Raw genomic sequence first — 18,518 nt, forward strand, 5'->3', positions numbered from 1 at the left:
ACGATTATGTACACGTTGCCAAAAATTGAACGTTTTAATCAAGATGTTCTCTCAAAATACCACATTTATAATAGTGTTTTTATAACATTACCCTTCGATTCTATTGATAATACGGGAGTTTTGCTGCCGTTATTCACAGAAACATGCGAAACGGGATTTAGAAAACAAGAAACACCTAAAGAAATCTTTGATTTCTTTTCAAATAAATACCTGAATAACGCCTCTGAGACTGAAAAAATCGACTTAATGTTTCGATTTATTCAATATATAGAACGTCAGATTGTATTGTTTGATGCTATTGAAGACGCCGCTTTTCCTGCCGTTAATAATATGGAGGGACGTGGATCTTTGCGCGATATCAAAGAAAAAACAGATGCTAAAGAGAAAAACGAGGAATTAATTGAATTTCTTGAAAATTTTAATGTTAGAACCGTTCTAACAGCACACCCAACACAATTCTACCCTGGGCCAGTTTTAGGAATTATAAATGATTTAACGGATGCTATTCGTTTAAATGATTTATTAAAAATAAAACAATTACTGGCGCAATTAGGAAAGACACCTTTTATTCAGAACGAAAAGCCAAATCCTTATGACGAGGCGGTTAGTTTGATCTGGTACCTAGAGAATGTGTTTTATGCAACTTCTGGAGAAATTGTTCACTATTTACAGAAAAATATCCTTCATGGAAGCGCTATTAAAAACCAATTAATTAAACTTGGTTTTTGGCCAGGAGGTGACCGTGACGGAAATCCTTTTGTTACAACTGAAATTACCTTGAAAGTAGCAGAACGTTTGCGTACTTCTATTTTAAAGTGTTATTATGTTGAAATGAGAAATTTAAAAAGAAAGTTAACCTTCTCAGGAGTAGATACTTTGGTGTCTGAACTTGAACACAAGCTTTATCGTTCAGTTTTTTATTCTAAAGGTGAAATTTATATCACTTTAGATGAATTATTAGCGCAATTAAATAAAATCAGAACTATCATTATCGAAAAACACCAATCGTTATATTTAGACGAATTGGAAGCTTTTTTAGTAAAAATCAATTTGTTCGGATTCCATTTTGCAACTTTAGATATTCGTCAGAATAGTAAAATTCATGACGCAGTTTTCAAAGATGTAGTAAATCATTATTTAAACTCAGATTCAAAAATATTCCCGGAAAACTATTTTGAATTGTCTGAAACTGAAAAGTTAGTCGTTTTATCGAAAGTAAAAGGAGATTTAAATCCTTCTGATTTTAATGACGAAATCACAAGATCAACATTAGAGTCTGTACAAGCTATTAAAACTATTCAGGAACGCAACGGTGAATTTGGTGCCAATCGTTATATTATTAGTAATAACGAAAGCGCCTTGAACGTAATGGAAACCTTTGCCATGATTCGTTTGAATAATTGGGAAAATCCGTCTGTAGATATTATTCCGCTTTTTGAATCGGTTGACGATTTACAGAATGCGCATGAAATTATGGAGCAGTTATATACGAATCCTGAATATTCTAAACATTTGCAGGCAAGAGGAAACAAACAAACTATTATGCTTGGTTTCTCTGATGGAACTAAGGATGGTGGTTATTTAATGGCAAACTGGAGTATTTACCAGGCTAAAATTTCATTGACTGAGATATCAAGAAAATATGGTATTCATGCTATTTTCTTTGATGGACGTGGCGGACCTCCGGCTCGTGGCGGTGGAAAAACACATAAATTCTATGCTTCTTTAGGGCCGAAAATTGAAAACAATGAAATTCAGATCACGGTTCAGGGACAAACGATTAGTTCAAACTTTGGAACTTTAGATTCTTGTCGTTATAACATCGAAAACCTATTAAGTGCCGGTGTTACTAATCAGGTTTTTAGCAAGGAAGACAATGAATTGAATGCTGATGAGACTCAAATTTTGACTCAATTAGCTGATTTAGGTTATGATAAATACTTAAGTTTCAAAAATCATCCTAAATTCATTCCGTATTTAGAGAAGATGAGTACATTGAAATATTACTCTAAAACAAATATCGGAAGCCGTCCATCAAAAAGAAGTAAATCAGAATCATTAGATTTTGCTGATTTAAGAGCAATTCCATTTGTTGGTTCATGGAGCCAGTTAAAACAAAATGTACCAGGCTTTTTTGGAGTAGGTTCTGCTTTAAGATATTTTGAAGAAAGTGGTCAATGGGATAAAGTAAGTGATTTGTACCATAATTCATTATTCTTTAAAACGTTGTTAGAAAACAGTATGATGTCATTGGCAAAATCATTTTTACCATTAACAGCATACATGCGAAATGATCCTGAATTTGGTGAATTCTGGCAAATTATCTACGATGAATTTTCAGAAACAAAACGTCTTTTATTGAAAATTGCCGGTCATAAAACCTTAATGGAAAACTATCCTGATGGTATAGCATCAATTCAAATAAGAGAACGTATTGTATTGCCATTGTTGACAATACAACAATATGCGTTATTAAGAATTAACGAATTGAATAATGATAAAAGTGCTAACGAAGAGTTGATTAAAGTTTATGAAAAAATCGTAACAAGATCTCTTTTTGGAAATACAAATGCGAGTAGAAACTCTGCCTAAAAATTGAAGTCAATGAAATTACCTGAAACTGAATATTCCGGACCTTTTGCAAATTACATTCAGGAAGCCGGAGAAATTAATTTGATTGAGGAATTAGAAATTTCTCTTCATGATTTTATAAAATTTGTTCAAAATATTCCATTAGATAAATTTGATTATCGTTATGCAGAAGGAAAATGGACGATAAAAGATATTATTCAGCATATAATTGATTGCGAACGTATTTTTGCTTATCGTGCTTTGCGTTTTTCAAGAAATGACAAAACAGCTTTGCCTGGATTTGAAGAAAATGATTATGTAGACAATACAGATGCAAACGGAAGAAGCATTCAGGAATTATTAACGGAGCTTTCGGCAGTAAGACATTCTTCCTTATTGTTTTATAAAAGTCTTTCTGAAGAACAACTTAAACGAATCGGAACTGCTTCAACACATCAGCTTTCGGCTCGGGCTTTGGGATATGTTATTATCGGACATCAAAAACATCATCAAAATGTTTTTCTGGAAAGATATTTATAAGAGCTAAAAATATTTAAGAATAAAAAAATCCTGTGAAGAAATTTCACAGGATTTTTTGTTTTTGAAGTATTGATGATCGTTAGTTTTTACTAGTTTGTTCTATTTATTTCTCTCAACAATAGCCAAACCAAACCGAATCTTATCATAGGATAATTTTTCTTCAAAATGATCATAATATGTTCTCAATGCCGTAGGATATTCAAGCTCAATTTGTGCTTCATGTAATTTCATAACTTCCTTCTCGGTAACAAATTGACTTAAATCTATGTCTTCACCATCTACATATAATTTTGCTAAATGCGAAATGATTGTTGTTTGTCCTAAATTTCGTTTTTCGGCAATTTCTTCTACACTATTGCCCTCTTTATAAAGCTCTAAAGTTGTTTTATAGGTATTGCCACTCTTTTTAGCTTTAGTATTTGCCTTTTTTACTTTTTCGTAATAAGTAATTGCATCTATAAACTCAGAGCCATACTTTTCGAGTTTTGCTTTTCCAACACCTTCAATGGCAAGAAATTCTTCGTCACTCATTGGTCGCAGTGTTTCCATTTGTCTTAAAGCGGCATCACTAAAAATTACATAGGCAGGAACTTCTTCATCCTTAGCAATTTCGTAACGTAATTTTCGAAGTATTTCAAAAAGTGAGCTTTTAGTTGTTTTAGCTTTTGCTTCTTTGATTTCGTTTTTATCAATTACCTTCTTAACAACCGTGTTCAATTTTACTTTTTCGCCTTCAAACAAAACTTTTTTCGCAAAAGAAGTTAGTAAGATTTTGTTGTGTTGATGGAAGGCGATTTCGCAATACCCTAAATTAATGAGCTGAATTAAATATTGATTCCAATCGTACCATGAAATATCAGCGCCGATTCCGTATGTTTTTAAGCTTTGATAATTTTTTTCGTAGATATATGCGTTTTTTGAGCCTCTTAAAAAATCTACAATTACTGCTAAAGGTTCAGATTCCTGTAAACGGCTTATAGCTGACAAAGCTTTTTGCGCGAGAATCGTACCATCGAAAAAAGTTGGAGGATTTTTGCAAATATCGCAGTTACCGCAATTCTCTTTAACCAATTCACCAAAATACGAGAGTAGAATTTTTCTTCTGCAACTCAATGCATCGGCATATTGTTTCATTCTTTCCAACTTTGCCAGCTGTACATCAGAATTTAACCCTTCAGAAGCAAACTTCTGCAGCTGAATTACATCTGCATAACTTTCAAATAAAACTGTTTCCGCAGGCAAGCCGTCACGGCCGGCACGGCCAATTTCCTGATAATAGCCTTCAATATTTTTGGGTAAATTATAATGAATTACCCAACGTACATTCGATTTATCAATTCCCATTCCGAAAGCAATTGTAGCACAAACTACCTGACAATCATCATTTATAAATTCATCCTGTGTTTTGGCCCGTACTTTATTATCTAAACCTGCATGATAGGCTTTTGCAGTAATTCCCTGTTTTTGTAATTTATCAGCAAGTTCCTCAGTTGTTTTTCTGCTTAAACAATAAATTATCCCTGATTCATTTGGTTTCTTTTCAACAAAATCTATAATTTGTTTTACACGATCCAATGCCGGACGAACTTCTAAACTTAAATTCTTCCGGTCAAACGAAGCAATAAATGTTTTCGGATTTTTTAATTTGAGTTGTTTTGTAATATCGGTACGGGTTGCTTTATCAGCTGTTGCAGTCAAAGCTAAAACCGGAGTAGAAGGGAAGCGGCTTTTTAAATATCCTAAATTAGTATAAGCAGGTCTGAAATCATGTCCCCAGGAAGAAATGCAATGTGCTTCATCAATTGCAATTAAACTGATTGTCAATTCATTAAAAACAACATCGAGATAAGATAAACTTTCCGGAGCAATATAAACAAGTTTAAAATTATTCGATTTTAAATTATCAATATAAAATTGTTGTTCCTCGCTAGATTGGCTGCTATTGATATAACAGGCATTAATTCCGTTAGTTTTTAAACTATCAACCTGATCTTTCATCAGGGCAATTAGTGGAGAAATAACTATGGTTATTCCAGGTAAAACTAAAGCAGGTAATTGAAAACATATTGATTTTCCTCCACCGGTTGGCATAATGGCTAAAGTATCCTGACCAGAAAGTATCGTATTAATTATAGTTTCCTGATTGGGACGGAATTTTTCAAATCCAAAATTCTCTTTTAACTTGGCGTGTAGTAGTTCTGTATTCATTTGGCTGTTATTTTTTCAAACATTAAATTTAAAGAAATTTCTTATAAAATGTAAAAATATTAAATTTATTATTTAAATAAAATATCAAGTTTTAATCAGGTTAATAAAAAAAGGAACCCGAAAGAGTTCCTTTAATTTATTTTTAAAGAGATAAATTAATCTTCATCGTCTTCATCATCATCTTCGTCAGCAATATCATCCGGATCTCTATCCTCATCGTCATCATCACCACCGTCAACATCTGGCTTGTCTTCTTTTTCATCTTCCTCGTCATCATCAATATCATCATCAAGATCAAGACCTTTTACTGGTTCGATTGTATCAACATCAACGTCAATATCATCATCCTCATCGTAATTTTCAATTCTATCAGCAAGTTTAGTACTAATTTTTACTAAATAAATAGTGTCTTCAGTACGAACTTCAACAGCTTCGATCAATTCGTTTTTAGCATTTCTAAAACGGATTACATCCGAATCATCATAACCATCAGGAAACTTTTCTACCAAAAGGTTTAAAATTTCGTTGGTAAGTTTAGCGTAGTCAACTATAACTCTTTTCATAAATATCTATAAATCTAATAAATAAGCAAAAATTAACGGCGCAACAATAGTAGCATCCGACTCAATAATAAATTTCGGGGTTTTAATATCTAATTTACCCCAAGTGATTTTCTCATTTGGTACTGCCCCAGAATAAGAACCATAGCTGGTTGTTGAATCTGAAATTTGGCAGAAATAGCTCCAAAACGGAATATCATGCATTTCCATATCCTGGTATAGCATTGGTACTACACAAATAGGGAAATCTCCTGCAATACCACCACCAATTTGGAAAAATCCAATTCCGTTAGCGCTATTTTTTGGATACCAGTCAGCAAGGAACGTCATATATTCAATTCCTGATTTCATGGTAGATGCTTTTAAATCACCTTTGATTACGTATGATGCAAAAATATTCCCCATAGTACTATCTTCCCAACCCGGAACAATAATAGGCAAATTTTTCTCCGCTGCAGCATACATCCAGCTATCTTTTAAATCGATCTCATAATATTCTTCTAATACTCCGGATAACAACATTTTGTACATGAATTCATGAGGGAAATAGCGTTCTCCTTTATCATCTGCATCTTTCCAGATCTTATAAATGTGTTTCTGTAAACGACGAAATGCTTCATGCTCAGGAATACAAGTGTCAGTAACACGATTTAATCCTCTTTCTAGCAAAGCCCATTCGTCTTCTGGTGTTAAATCACGATAATTTGGCACTCTTTCATAATGAGAGTGTGCCACTAAATTCATAACATCTTCTTCTAGATTGGCTCCAGTACAAGAAATAATTTGTACTTTATCTTGTCTAATTATTTCGGCAAAAATTTTACCAATTTCTGCTGTACTCATAGCGCCAGCCATACTTACCATCATTTTAGCACCGTTTGCAAGTTGTTGTTCATATGCTTTTGCAGCGTCAACTAAAGCAGCAGAGTTAAAGTGTAAATAATGTTTTTCAATAAACTGACTGATTGGTCCTTTCATTTTTTTTGTTTTTTTGTTTTTTTTGAATTAAAAGTTTAACCTTTAGATGATACTGCAAATTAATAATTTTATAGATATTAACATTTAATTTGCAAGTTTTTTTTTATATTTTTTTTGTATAACCTAAAATCTTTAAGACATCGTCAGAAGTCTGTTGTTCTGAGAAAACTTCTGTTCCAATAATCCCATTTTCATCACGATCTATTAAAATATGTTTAGGTTGCGGAATCAAACAGTGGTGTAAGCCTCCATATCCTCCAATTGTTTCCTGATATGCACCTGTATTAAAGAAACCAATGTACAATGGCTTTTCTTTGTTGTATTTAGGCAGGTAAATCGCGTTCATATTTTGTTCTGAATTGTAATAGTCGTCACTATCGCAAGTCAAACCACCTAATAAAACCCGCTCGTAAGTATCATTCCAACGGTTAACCGCCAACATGATAAAACGTTTATTTATCGCCCAAGTATCTGGCAAAGTGGTAATGAATGACGAATCAATCATATTCCATTTCTCTCTATCATTTTGTTGTTTTTGATACAAAATCTGATAGATTGCGCCACCGCTTTCACCAACTGTAAATGATCCAAATTCTGTAAAAATATTTGGAACATCAACTTCGGCTTCATCGCATGCAATTTTAATCTGATTGATAATCTCATCAATCATATATTGGTAATCATATTCAAAAGCAAGAGAGTTTTTAATTGGGAAACCACCTCCAATGTTCAGGCCATCAAGAGTAGGGCATTCCTTTTTAAGTGCAATATATACTTTAATACATTTTACCAACTCATTCCAGTAATATGCTGTATCGTTAATTCCGGTATTGATGAAAAAGTGAAGCATTTTCAGCTCTAATTTATCATTTTCCTGAATTTGTTTTTTATAAAACGAAACTATGTTTTTGTATCCAATACCTAATCTTGATGTATAAAACTCAAATTTAGGTTCTTCCTCGGCTGCAATACGAATTCCAATTTTGAATTTTCCTTTGATTTCAGCCTGAAGCAAATCTAATTCTTCATAATTGTCAATAATAGGAATAGTATTTTTATGTCCGTTATTAACTAATCTTGCAATATTGGTAATATACTCGTCTCTTTTAAAACCATTACAAATTACATACGTACTCTTATTGATTTTACCATTCTCCAACAAATTTTCAACAATATTAATATCAAATGCAGAAGAAGTTTCTACGTGAATGTTATTTTTAAAAGCTTCATTCATAATGTATTCAAAATGAGAGCTTTTTGTACAATAACAATAGTAATACTTTGCTTCGTATTTGTTTTTTTCCATTGATTTTCTGAACCAGGCTTTTGCCTTATTAATGTTTTCAGAAATTTGTGGTAAGTAGGTAAATTTTAATGGGGTTCCGTATTGTTCAACCAATTTCATCAAATCGATATTGTGAAAATGTAGGTTGTCTTTGTTTAATTTAAATTCCTCCTGAGGAAAGTAATAAGTTTGATTAATTAGATCGGAATATTTTGTATTCATTTATTTTTAAATATTTAAGTTATAATTTTTAAATTTAGTAAACGGTCCTAAATCTAAAATTCAAACCCTAATATTGGCAAATACAATTTCCAGTTTTTCGTGTTCTGCTTTCGAGTCTAAAAATACATCAAAACCAAACGGACTTTTACTATTATAAAAACGGTTCAACATTCTAAGTAACGAACTATTGAGGCGGTTTCTATAAGAACTAAAGTGTATTTGTTTTTTGTTTGTTTTCATCGTGGCAAATGTAAAAAATAATATATACCTAAAGCAATGCTTTTGATTAAAAAAAGTTTAAGATTTATAATCTTGAAACGCTTCGAGAATCAATTTATTTTCAACGGATTGATTAATTTTTATTTTTCCTATTCCTTCAATCAGGGCAAATTGAATTAATCCATACTCATTTTTTTTGTCATGAATAAGCAATTCTAATATCGGATCGATATCATTTTCTTCAATTTGGACATCATCATAAATGCTTTTAAGAGCAGTTTTAATTTCAGCATATTCTTCAGCAGAAATTAAGCCTTTATGTAATGAGATATAACTTTCCAAAATCATTCCAATTGCAATTGCTTCACCATGTAATAAAGTGGTTTTGGTTTCGCTTTCCAAAAAGTAACTTTCAATAGCATGTCCTAAAGTATGTCCAAAATTTAGGGCTTTACGAATGTTTTTTTCTGTTGGATCCTGAATTACGATATTATTTTTAATTTCAACAGAACGATAAATCAATTCATCAAAATCAGCATAATCAATAGATTTTAAATCCAAAAACTGTTTCCAGTAGGCAGCATCATATATAAGTCCGTGTTTTAGCATTTCAGCCAAACCAGAACGCATCTCACTTTGCGATAGAGTTTCCAGATAGTTTGTGTCAATTAAAACCATTTGGGGTACATTAATAACGCCAATTTGATTTTTAAGATTTCCTAAGTCAACTCCCGTTTTTCCTCCAACCGAAGCATCGACCATAGATAACAGGGTAGTTGGAATATTGATAAAATTAACGCCACGTTTGAAAGTTGAAGCCACAAATCCGCCTAAATCAGTTACAACACCACCACCAACGTTTATTATAAGCGATTTTCTGTCAGCGCCAAGCTCCGTTAGAACATTCCAAATCTGAATACAGGTTTCTATATTTTTATTCGCTTCTCCGGCTTCAAATTCAATGATTTCAATATTCAAGTCGGTTTCAAGTAAAGGCAAAAATTTAGGTAAGCAATGTTCATTAGTCTCATTATCAACTATAATAAACAAATTAGAGTATTTATTTTCTTTTAAATGTGTATTTAAGGCTTCGTATGCATTTTGGTTGAAATGTACTAGATAATTATTGGCTTGAATTGATTGCATATTTCTTTTTGGTTTATGAAACCACAAAATACGGCATTTTTAACTAAATAATATTCAAACTTTGAGTATAATTTGTTTTAAAAACTGCTTAAATAAAATGGTATTAAATAACGAAATCTTATTTGTCATATTTTTTTGTCATTTTTTTGAAATGAGTTTTTTTGTTAAAGCTTACTTCATCACTTTAACAGTAGTGAATGCAAAATATGACCTGTTTTATTAAATAATATTCAAAACTCTCTCTATATTTGCACAAAAAACAACCTAAATGGAAAAAATATTTGATAACACTCAAGTAGCATTTTCGCTTAAAAGTGATACTGAACTTGACAGAGCTTATTTTCTTTTTAAAATGATTGATAGCGAACCTTTGGTAAGAATTGGAACTGCTGTAACTAATTTTGCTATCAAAGCGCATCTTCCAGTTGAAGGATTGATTCGTGCAACGGTTTTTGATCATTTTTGCGGAGGAGTAAATGAAGATGACTGTATAACTGTAGTAGATAAAATGTTTACAAAAGGCGTTTCATCTGTTTTAGATTATTCTGTTGAAGGAAAGGAAGAAGAAGCTCAATTTGATGCAGCTTTAGAAATGACTTTAAAAACGATCGAATTTGCTAAAGAACGTTTAGCAATTCCGTTTGCAGTTTTCAAACCAACAGGTTTAGGGCGTTTTGAATTATATGAGAAATTAGGCGAAAAACAAACTTTAAGTCCGGCAGAGCAAGCAGAATGGAATAGAGTAGTAGCACGTTTTGATAAAGTTTGCAATGAAGCGCATAAAAAAGATGTTGCTTTATTGATTGATGGTGAAGAAAGCTGGATGCAGGATGCTGCTGATGATTTGGTTACTGATATGATGCGTAAATACAATAAAGAAAAAGCTATTGTTTTTAACACATTGCAAATGTACCGTTGGGACCGTTTGGACTATTTGAAAAAACTAAAGGAAATCGCTAAAACTGAAGGCTTTTTTATTGGAATGAAATTAGTTCGCGGTGCTTATATGGAAAAAGAAAATAAAAGAGCCGAGGAGAAAAATTACGTTTCACCAATTTGCGTTTCTAAAGAAGCGACTGATGTGAACTACAATGCAGCTGTTCATTATATGTTAGATCATTTAGAGACAATGTCAATTTTTGCAGGAACTCACAACGAATTGAGTTCTTATAAATTGATGGAAATGATGCAGGAAAAAGGAATTGCCAAAAACGATAACAGAATCTGGTTTGGACAATTATATGGTATGAGTGATAATATTAGCTATAACTTAGCTGAAAATGGTTATAATGTTGCGAAGTACTTGCCATTTGGACCCGTAAAAGATGTTATGCCATACTTAATTCGTCGTGCTGAAGAAAATACTTCTGTAGCAGGGCAAACTAGCCGTGAATTATCTATGATTAAAGCAGAACGTAAACGCAGAAAAGGGAAATAGTTCTAATTTTAGATTTTAGATTTTAGATTTTAGATTTTAGAAAAAAATCCATTTGCTCTGCAAATGGATTTTTTTTGTTGGAATTTGGAATTTTCTTCCAAGGTTTCGGAATTGAAATTTCCTTTTTAAGAATTACTAAACTGTAGATTACTAAGGTTTTTATAAATTCCGTTTTCAAGATTTATTAATTCCTGATGTGTTCCTTCTTCAGTAATTTTTCCGTTATCCAAAACCAGGATTTTATCAGCATTTCTAATAGTTGAAAGGCGGTGCGCAATAATAATACTTGTTCTTCCTTCCATCAAAACTTCCAGTGCTTCCTGTACTAATTTCTCACTTTCACTATCTAAGGATGAAGTTGCTTCATCTAAAATTAAAATACTTGGGTTTTTAAGTAAAGCCCTTGCAATTGCAATACGCTGACGTTGACCTCCTGATAATTTTACACCGCGTTCTCCTACCAGAGTTTCAAATTTTTCAGGAAAACCTTCTACAAAATTTAATGCATTTGCTTGTTTTGCCGCTAACATGATTTCTTTGTCAGAAGCATCAGGTTTTCCGTAAGCAATGTTTTCTCTGATGGTTCCTCCAAATAAAATGACATCCTGAGGAACAATACTCATATTTCCACGAAGATTTTCTAAATCATAATCGTAAATATTTTTTCCATCAACCAAAATTTCACCTGAAGTTATATCGTAAAAGCGTAATAATAAAGAGGATATAGTAGATTTTCCAGCACCACTCGGACCAACAATTGCTATTTTTTGACCAAAATCGGCAGTAAAATTCACATCTTTCAACACTTCAACTTCCTTACGGGAAGGATAACTAAAAGCAACATTTTTAAAAGAAACTGTCCCTTTGATTTTTTCTATAGAAGATGAAGTTTTTGGATTCGCATTGATGGCTTCCGGGGTTTCTTCTAATAATTCAAAAACGCGTTCTGTTGCTCCAACCGCTTTCTGAATTTGGGCATACATCTCGGCAATTCCGCCAAAAGAAGCACCAATAAAGGTTGTATAGAGCACGAATGAAATTAAATCTCCGACACCTTCGACTTCTCCTTTTATTGTCAATGTGATTCCGTACCATACTACAGCAACCACGCATCCGAAAAGACATAAAATGATAAATGATGCAAAATAACCTCTGTATTGACCGCCTTTAATCGCAATTTTTACAATTTCTTTGATCTTATTTTTATAGCGCTGAATTTCGTACCATTCGTTTGCAAAAGCTTTTACATTGCTTATTCCCTGTAGGGTTTCTTCAACAATTACCTGACTTTCGGCCACTTTATCCTGTGTTTTTTTTCCGTATTTACGAATAAATCTTCCAAAAACAACCGCTGCAACAGCAACAATCGGAACAATGGCTAACATCATTAAAGTTAATTTCGGACTAATGTTTCCTAGAATAACAAAACCTCCAATAATTAATATAAACTGACGTAAAAATTCGGCAATTGTAGTAGTAAAAGTGTCTTGTAATTGTGAAATATCAGCACTAATACGGCTATTTAATTCTCCAACACGTTTTTGAGAATAAAACCCCATTGGCAATTTAACGAGGTTTTCATACAATGCAAAACGAATGTTTGATAATGAATTTTCGGTAAAATTGACAAAAAGTGATATCCTGAAAAAAGAGAAGATTGCCTGTAGTGCAAGAATTACCATAAGAGCAACAGCAATTTCATTTGCCCTGCTTAGATCTTTATTAGTAACGCAATCGACCAACATTCCCATTAGTTTAGGAAAGGCGAGGGCAGTAGCACTGGTAAGTAATAAAAAGAGTAAGCCCAGAAAAAATTTCCATTTATGATTTTTACCATATTTAAAAATTCGGAGTGCTTTTTGAAGTGAGTTAGAGTCTAATTTAGCTTTAGGTAAATCGTTTTCTTGAAATCTGGCCATTTGAGTTTACAATTAAGGTATGCAAATGTATGATTCTAACGAGTGAATACAAAAGAATATTCTAAATTCCCTTTTCAGATTTCATTTTTTAACTTAATACTAAGAAAACAGTATTTTTATTTACTTTTTAAAAAGCTGAAAAATAGATTAGTAAACGGAATCATTAAAAAATATTTCATTTTTTTTGTAAAAACACTTGCAAATACAAATTCTAGCTGTATATTTGCACTCGCTATCACAAAATAGCAACCTAGTAAAATAGGGCGATTAGCTCAGCTGGTTCAGAGCACCTCGTTTACACCGAGGGGGTCGGGGGTTCGAACCCCTCATCGCCCACACAAAGACAAACAACGCCATTGGATTCCAATGGCGTTGTTTTTTATACTTCACAAATTGCTTGCCTTAATTTTTTTATGGATCAATCTCAAAATCTGAAGAGAAATTTTATATCTCGTTCGTCCGGAACTCTTTATAAAATCCCGAAGGAATGATTTATTGCAGCGAAAGATTTTAATCCCATCATTTAAAATAAAATACTAAATGATTTTCTTTATTCCTGGAATTAATAAAATAAGTGATCCCAGTACAAAACTACTTAGCACTATTAATGGAGCAATAGCTAGAAGTTTTATTGCAGGATCAATAGACCAGCTTCTTACCGCTAATGTAAGTACTACAATTACAAACGGATGAAAAATGTAAACAGCAAAACTACAGCGTGATACTTTAGTAAGTAGTTTTGAATAAATATTCCAGTTTCTTTTTCCTTTAATTAATAATGCTGTTATTATCGATATACCGATCCATTGTTCCCAAACTGTATATAATAATGCCTGCCAATGAAGACCTCCGGAAAACCAAGAAGAGGGTGTGTTTAGCTTGAAACTAATGACAAAAAATAATGGAAAAAACAATAAACATAACATTGCCGATCTTTTCAGCTGTCTGCCTGTTTTTTCTGAAAGTTGATCGAACCAATTGTTTTTTGAAGCCAGTAATCCGATAATGAATAGTGCAATATATTGTGAAAAATGCCCAAGCTGAAATCCAACTGGTTCAAGAACCCATCCAACAGGAAATATAATTCTAACCAAGAAACTAATAATTCCTAATGCTAATGCAAATAATAATATGGCACGCGTGTTAGGTGCTGCCACAGGTTTGTCGAAGTTAATTTTGAATATTTTTTTTACTGCTGCATAAAGTAATGTAAAAAGCAAAAGTGCCGCCACAAACCATGTAACTCCTAAGTCAATCCAACTATCGTAACCGCTTAGATATTCAAAATAAGTGATATGATTTTTTGTAAAATAATAGACCAGATAACACATGAATGGTGTAAGGATAAAAGAATAGAATACTATAGGAATTCCTAATCTCGTTAATCGGTCTTTAATAAATTTTGAAGCTCCTTTTCTAGAATACGAAGAACCGGTAAAATAGGCTGCCAATAGAAAAAAATACCCCATAAAAAAAGACTGATTGATACTAACGAACATTGTCATAACAGCACGTGCACCTAAAAAGCTGCTTGGTTCATTATAATACCAGCCTCCCGAAGAACTGTAAGCAATTAAAGTGTGATGAAGTACCACTAAAATTGTCAGTAAAACTTTGATATTATCTATATATAATAATTTGTTTAAAGAGCCAGAATCTTCATTTGAAACAGCTGTTGCAGTTGGCATAATAAATAGGTTTTGCGTTATTTATGGCAAACGTACAACAAGAAAATACAGCCAGAGCAAGGGTTGTTACTAGCAACTAGCTTTTGTGATAAGCAACAAGCTTAGGCAATGTTTTTATTTTGAAGCTGCTGATAACAGCTATTAAAGTTATCGATTTGCTTTCTTGAAACAGGTATTTTTATGTCTGTTTCTTTAAATGATAATACATAACCCTGGGAGTTTCCAGCTACTTGTTTGATCTTATACATATTTACTAAATAGGTTCTGTGACATCTAAATAAGTGCGGGTAATCTGTTATTTGAGTTTCAAATTGAGTTAACGAAATTCTTTTTACTTCTGTAGTCATTTGATGGCCATTCGATTTTGTTAACTCAATGTAATTGCCATCTGCTTTTGCAAAGAGTAATTGGTCCATATCCAGTAAAAAATCATCTTGTTTTACCTGTGTGGTGATAAAAATATTAGATTTTAAAACTGTTTTTTCGGGTTTAACTGTCAGCGGGGTAAATTGCAGAACAAATGGCGATCCTTTTTTTGACTCAAAATAGAAAGTTGATAATCGTAGAAAAAAATAGAAAAATATACCCGCAACAAAACAATTTCTGATTTCTTCAAAGAAATAATTCCATGACCAGTTGTTTGGATTGTTATAAAGTAAATCTCGCATCAAGAAACTTGCTGTACCAATTAAAACTAATAGCGCTCCAATTTGAATGAATTCTTCAAGTAAAGTCCATTTAGTTTGATTCTTCGTTTTTCTGAAATAATTCAATACTCCAAAATAAACAAATAAAATTATTGCCGGAGCTAAAGCATGTAAAAAACAAATAAAGAAATAATGCATTTTCAGTTCCGGATCATAAACTCCAAATGGTTTAAACATTAAAAGAAAAAGTAGAATGATAAGAAATACAACAATAGAGCTTTTGATAAGATTTTCAAACTTATATCGTTGAGGATATTCAATTTCATTCCTCAAATGTTCTGTATTGATGTAGAATCGCATATTAAAAATTTATTTTGGGAATAAAAATACAAAAAACAGAAAGCGTATAGCTTTTGGAACTATTTAGATTTGATAATATCTAAAAAAAGCAAAACACTTTGAAAAGTACTTTTATTTTTTTTTGACTTAAATGGAATATTAACTTTGAATAAAACTATTTTAAGTTATCAAAAAATGTCAAAACTGAGATCAGGTGTTCGATTGTATTCCCTGACAGTCCACCAAGAAACTCCTTAAGAAATTAAGGAGTTTTTTTTATGCTTTATATTTTCCTGTCATTCTATCTATGGATCAGGTGCAAAAGTTCTATTGTGGGCACGGATTGCAAATTTGGGATCAATACGAATCAATACGAAAACTTGTGGACCAGCAAAAAAATTACCGCAAAGCACGCAATTTTTTTTTCTGCTGTGTTTGCAGAATCTTTATTAAGTTCGCAAAGCTATACATTGCGTCCCTTGCGTAACCCTTTGCTAACATTGCGGTTAAACAAGCCAAAACGTGGGAGAGAGTTAAAAAAAATTACCGTAGAAAACACTAAGTTTTATTCTTAACTTTATAAAAGGTATCCCGAAGCCTCGGGACGCAAGGCTTTGTATTGATCTAGCTTGTGAACTCTGTGTTTTCTGCGGCATTCATAGATAAAAATCTTTGTGTTCTCTGTGGTAAAAAATAATATTGTAAATGACCTTGCAAATTATCCAACCCATTGAAATAAAATATTTAATCTGTAAATTTGACTGAATTAAAGAAGATTAAAACGAAAAAAAAAATAGAAATTGACTGCACAGCCCATCATCGAAAATTTTAAAAATTATCTTCCGTTAAATAAAGAAGAAAGTTCATTATTAAACAAAAGGACGACACAGCGACAAATCAAGCGCAGACAAATGATTTTGCAGGAAAACTTTGTTTGCAAACATTATACATTTGTAGTTAAGGGCTGTTTTAAAATGTATAGCGTCGATGAAAAAGGCTCTGAACACAATATTAGTTTTGCGGTCGAAAATGAATGGATAGCAGATTTAGGGAGTTTCTATTCAGAAAAACCAAGTAAACTGTTTATTGAAGCAATAGAACCTTCTTTTATCCTGCAAATTGAAAAGCAAGACTTACTTTACTTATTCATTAATGTGCCGAAGTTTGATCGAAATTTCAGGGTTATTATTGAAGAAAAATTTATTGAGCTTCAAAATCGTTTATTACAAAATATTAGCTCAAATGCAAATCAACGTTACTTAGATTTTTTAGAACAATATCCACAACTTGCACTAAGATTGCCTAATACTCAAATAGCTTCTTATCTTGGCATTACACCTGAATTTCTTAGCAAAATTCGTAGTGAAACAAATATTAAATAGCTTTTACTCTTAATCTATATTAAGCCAATTTCTTAAGATTGTTTATTAGCTCATTGCAAATTGCCAGTGTACATTTACATTATAAATTTTAAAAATGAAAAAATGACAAATCACAAAAATTTCTTTAAGCAATTTGTTGAATTTATTAATACTGCTGATGAAAATTTAGCACAACAGCTTATTAATCCAACAGCAAAATTTTATGCGCCAGGTCAAGCAGAGCCTCTTATTGGTCCAGCAGGATATTTGGCGACTATTTTGATGATGCGTGAAGGATTTCCTGATATACAGTGGTATTTAGAAGAAATAATTTCAGAAAACGATAAATCTGCTATTCGTTTTACAATGACTGGTACACATAAAGGAACCTTTTTTGGAGTTCCTCCAACTGGAAATAGCATTAAAGTACAAGCTACTAATTTTTACCGTCTTACTGATAATCAGATTACAGAAGAATATGGACAACCTGATTTATTAGCATTATTGCAACAAATTGGAGCAGTACCTACAAATTAAAAAATAATATTCTGACAAAAATGAAAGATAATAAGCATAGGTTTCAAAAATAAACCTATATGACATGGCGGATAGTTTTTAGCATCCCTCTTATTATTTTCGAAGAATGTCAAAATTGGTATTAAGTGTTCGATTCCAGTCCCTGACATCCACCAAAAAACTCCTTAATTTCTTACGGAGTTTTTTTATGCTTTATATTTTATGGATCCGGTGCAAAAGTTAGGGTTATGTAAAAGATTAAATAATCTAAACAAGAAAGATTATAGTTGAATTTTGCACTTCACATACCTATACACAAAAATTTGTAATACAATGTATTTTATGAGTTCCATTATTTGAAAAATTCATCATAACTTTCATTCTTTGATTCTTGATACTTTTCAATATATGCATCTAAAAAACCACTTTGTTTTAAAAATAGCATTGGATCTTTTATATTTAGTATTTCTTCAATTGCTTTTTGTTTGTCTTTTTGTTTGTTGAAATAAGATTCTGTTATTTTATATCCCATCCAATATCCTAAATCATTTGGTCGGTCATCTTTCTTAGAGGTTCCGTATAACCAATCCTGATAATCAGGATTTTTTAATCTCGTTACAAATTCCTGAGATAATTTATCCCGATTTTGCTCTCCATATTTATATGAAAACTGATTTATTGATTCTCCTGAAATAAGTTCACCCATAAAGTCTGCACCTCCTTCGAGTAAACACCATTTCAACAGCATCTCTTTACCTGCTATCTTTTGTTGATAGTGAATAAGCTCGTGTGCAATTAAGCCTGAAATTCCATCCAAATTTTTAAGCATCTCAGTTCCAATGATAATTCCTTCAGAAGAAGAAGTTCCCCCCGAATTAAAT

At 32.1% G+C, this 18,518-nt stretch carries 15 protein-coding genes and 1 tRNA gene; 6 read left to right on the forward strand and 10 right to left on the reverse strand.

Annotated features, from left to right (window positions below; genetic code table 11):
* The first annotated feature begins 6 nt into the window (after positions 1–6).
* Both ASC72_RS12575 and ASC72_RS12580 read left to right on the forward strand, forming a co-directional pair.
* Positions 7–2,592 (forward strand): phosphoenolpyruvate carboxylase, encoded by a 2,586-nt coding sequence (locus ASC72_RS12575; RefSeq protein ID WP_056191211.1) that lies wholly within the window; start codon positions 7–9, stop codon positions 2,590–2,592.
* Between the two features lie 12 nt (positions 2,593–2,604).
* Complete coding sequence (locus tag ASC72_RS12580; protein WP_371258456.1) at positions 2,605–3,111, forward strand: DinB family protein; 507 nt, start codon at positions 2,605–2,607, stop codon at positions 3,109–3,111.
* Positions 3,112–3,210: 99 nt separating this feature from the next.
* Here ASC72_RS12580 and recQ read toward each other — a convergent pair whose 3' ends face one another.
* From recQ to aroB, 6 genes are all read right to left on the reverse strand, one after another.
* A complete protein-coding gene (gene recQ, locus ASC72_RS12585) occupies positions 3,211–5,319 on the reverse strand; it encodes a DNA helicase RecQ (RefSeq protein WP_056191215.1) in 2,109 nt (702 codons plus the stop codon).
* A 155-nt stretch (positions 5,320–5,474) separates the two neighbouring features.
* Positions 5,475–5,882, reverse strand: a complete 408-nt coding sequence (locus ASC72_RS12590) for a hypothetical protein (RefSeq protein ID WP_056191218.1) — start codon at positions 5,880–5,882, stop codon at positions 5,475–5,477.
* A 6-nt stretch (positions 5,883–5,888) separates the two neighbouring features.
* The gene (locus ASC72_RS12595; protein WP_026985069.1) at positions 5,889–6,857 is read right to left on the reverse strand and encodes a deoxyhypusine synthase family protein; all 969 of its coding nucleotides are present in this window, start codon (positions 6,855–6,857) and stop codon (positions 5,889–5,891) included.
* A 103-nt stretch (positions 6,858–6,960) separates the two neighbouring features.
* Entirely contained in the window at positions 6,961–8,364 is a 1,404-nt protein-coding gene (locus ASC72_RS12600; RefSeq protein WP_056191220.1) for an arginine decarboxylase, read from the reverse strand.
* Positions 8,365–8,424: 60 nt separating this feature from the next.
* Complete coding sequence (locus ASC72_RS12605) at positions 8,425–8,604, reverse strand: hypothetical protein (RefSeq protein ID WP_056191222.1); 180 nt, start codon at positions 8,602–8,604, stop codon at positions 8,425–8,427.
* Between the two features lie 57 nt (positions 8,605–8,661).
* Complete coding sequence (gene aroB, locus ASC72_RS12610; protein ID WP_056191225.1) at positions 8,662–9,729, reverse strand: 3-dehydroquinate synthase; 1,068 nt, start codon at positions 9,727–9,729, stop codon at positions 8,662–8,664.
* Between the two features lie 268 nt (positions 9,730–9,997).
* On the opposite strand from aroB, the gene ASC72_RS12615 reads away from it, so the two are divergent.
* A complete protein-coding gene (locus ASC72_RS12615; RefSeq protein WP_056191227.1) occupies positions 9,998–11,167 on the forward strand; it encodes a proline dehydrogenase family protein in 1,170 nt (389 codons plus the stop codon).
* Between the two features lie 125 nt (positions 11,168–11,292).
* On the opposite strand, the gene ASC72_RS12620 is transcribed toward ASC72_RS12615, so the two are convergent.
* Positions 11,293–13,086, reverse strand: coding sequence for an ABC transporter ATP-binding protein (locus ASC72_RS12620; RefSeq protein WP_056191229.1), 1,794 nt, complete (start codon positions 13,084–13,086; stop codon positions 11,293–11,295).
* Positions 13,087–13,347: 261 nt separating this feature from the next.
* Between ASC72_RS12620 and ASC72_RS12630 the strand changes: the two genes are divergently transcribed.
* Positions 13,348–13,422: transfer RNA gene (locus ASC72_RS12630), tRNA-Val, on the forward strand.
* A gap of 200 nt (positions 13,423–13,622) precedes the next feature.
* Here the strand turns inward: ASC72_RS12630 and ASC72_RS12635 are convergent.
* Positions 13,623–14,774 carry an acyltransferase family protein gene (locus ASC72_RS12635; RefSeq protein WP_056191233.1) on the reverse strand — a complete coding sequence of 384 codons (1,152 nt, stop codon included), beginning with the start codon at positions 14,772–14,774 and terminating at the stop codon, positions 13,623–13,625.
* A 101-nt stretch (positions 14,775–14,875) separates the two neighbouring features.
* Positions 14,876–15,781 carry a LytTR family DNA-binding domain-containing protein gene (locus ASC72_RS12640; RefSeq protein ID WP_056191235.1) on the reverse strand — a complete coding sequence of 302 codons (906 nt, stop codon included), beginning with the start codon at positions 15,779–15,781 and terminating at the stop codon, positions 14,876–14,878.
* A 779-nt stretch (positions 15,782–16,560) separates the two neighbouring features.
* Here ASC72_RS12640 and ASC72_RS12645 point away from each other — a divergent pair.
* Both ASC72_RS12645 and ASC72_RS12650 read left to right on the forward strand, forming a co-directional pair.
* Entirely contained in the window at positions 16,561–17,142 is a 582-nt protein-coding gene (locus ASC72_RS12645; RefSeq protein ID WP_056191237.1) for a Crp/Fnr family transcriptional regulator, read from the forward strand.
* Between the two features lie 102 nt (positions 17,143–17,244).
* Positions 17,245–17,658: an ester cyclase gene (locus tag ASC72_RS12650; protein ID WP_056191238.1), complete on the forward strand. Its 414-nt coding sequence runs from the start codon at positions 17,245–17,247 to the stop codon at positions 17,656–17,658.
* A 331-nt stretch (positions 17,659–17,989) separates the two neighbouring features.
* Here the strand turns inward: ASC72_RS12650 and ASC72_RS24240 are convergent, their stop codons facing one another.
* The gene (locus tag ASC72_RS24240; protein ID WP_241775695.1) at positions 17,990–18,454 is read right to left on the reverse strand and encodes a DUF2268 domain-containing putative Zn-dependent protease; all 465 of its coding nucleotides are present in this window, start codon (positions 18,452–18,454) and stop codon (positions 17,990–17,992) included.
* Positions 18,455–18,518 lie beyond the last annotated feature (64 nt).

This window comes from Flavobacterium sp. Root420, assembly GCF_001427905.1.
Classification (GTDB): domain Bacteria; phylum Bacteroidota; class Bacteroidia; order Flavobacteriales; family Flavobacteriaceae; genus Flavobacterium.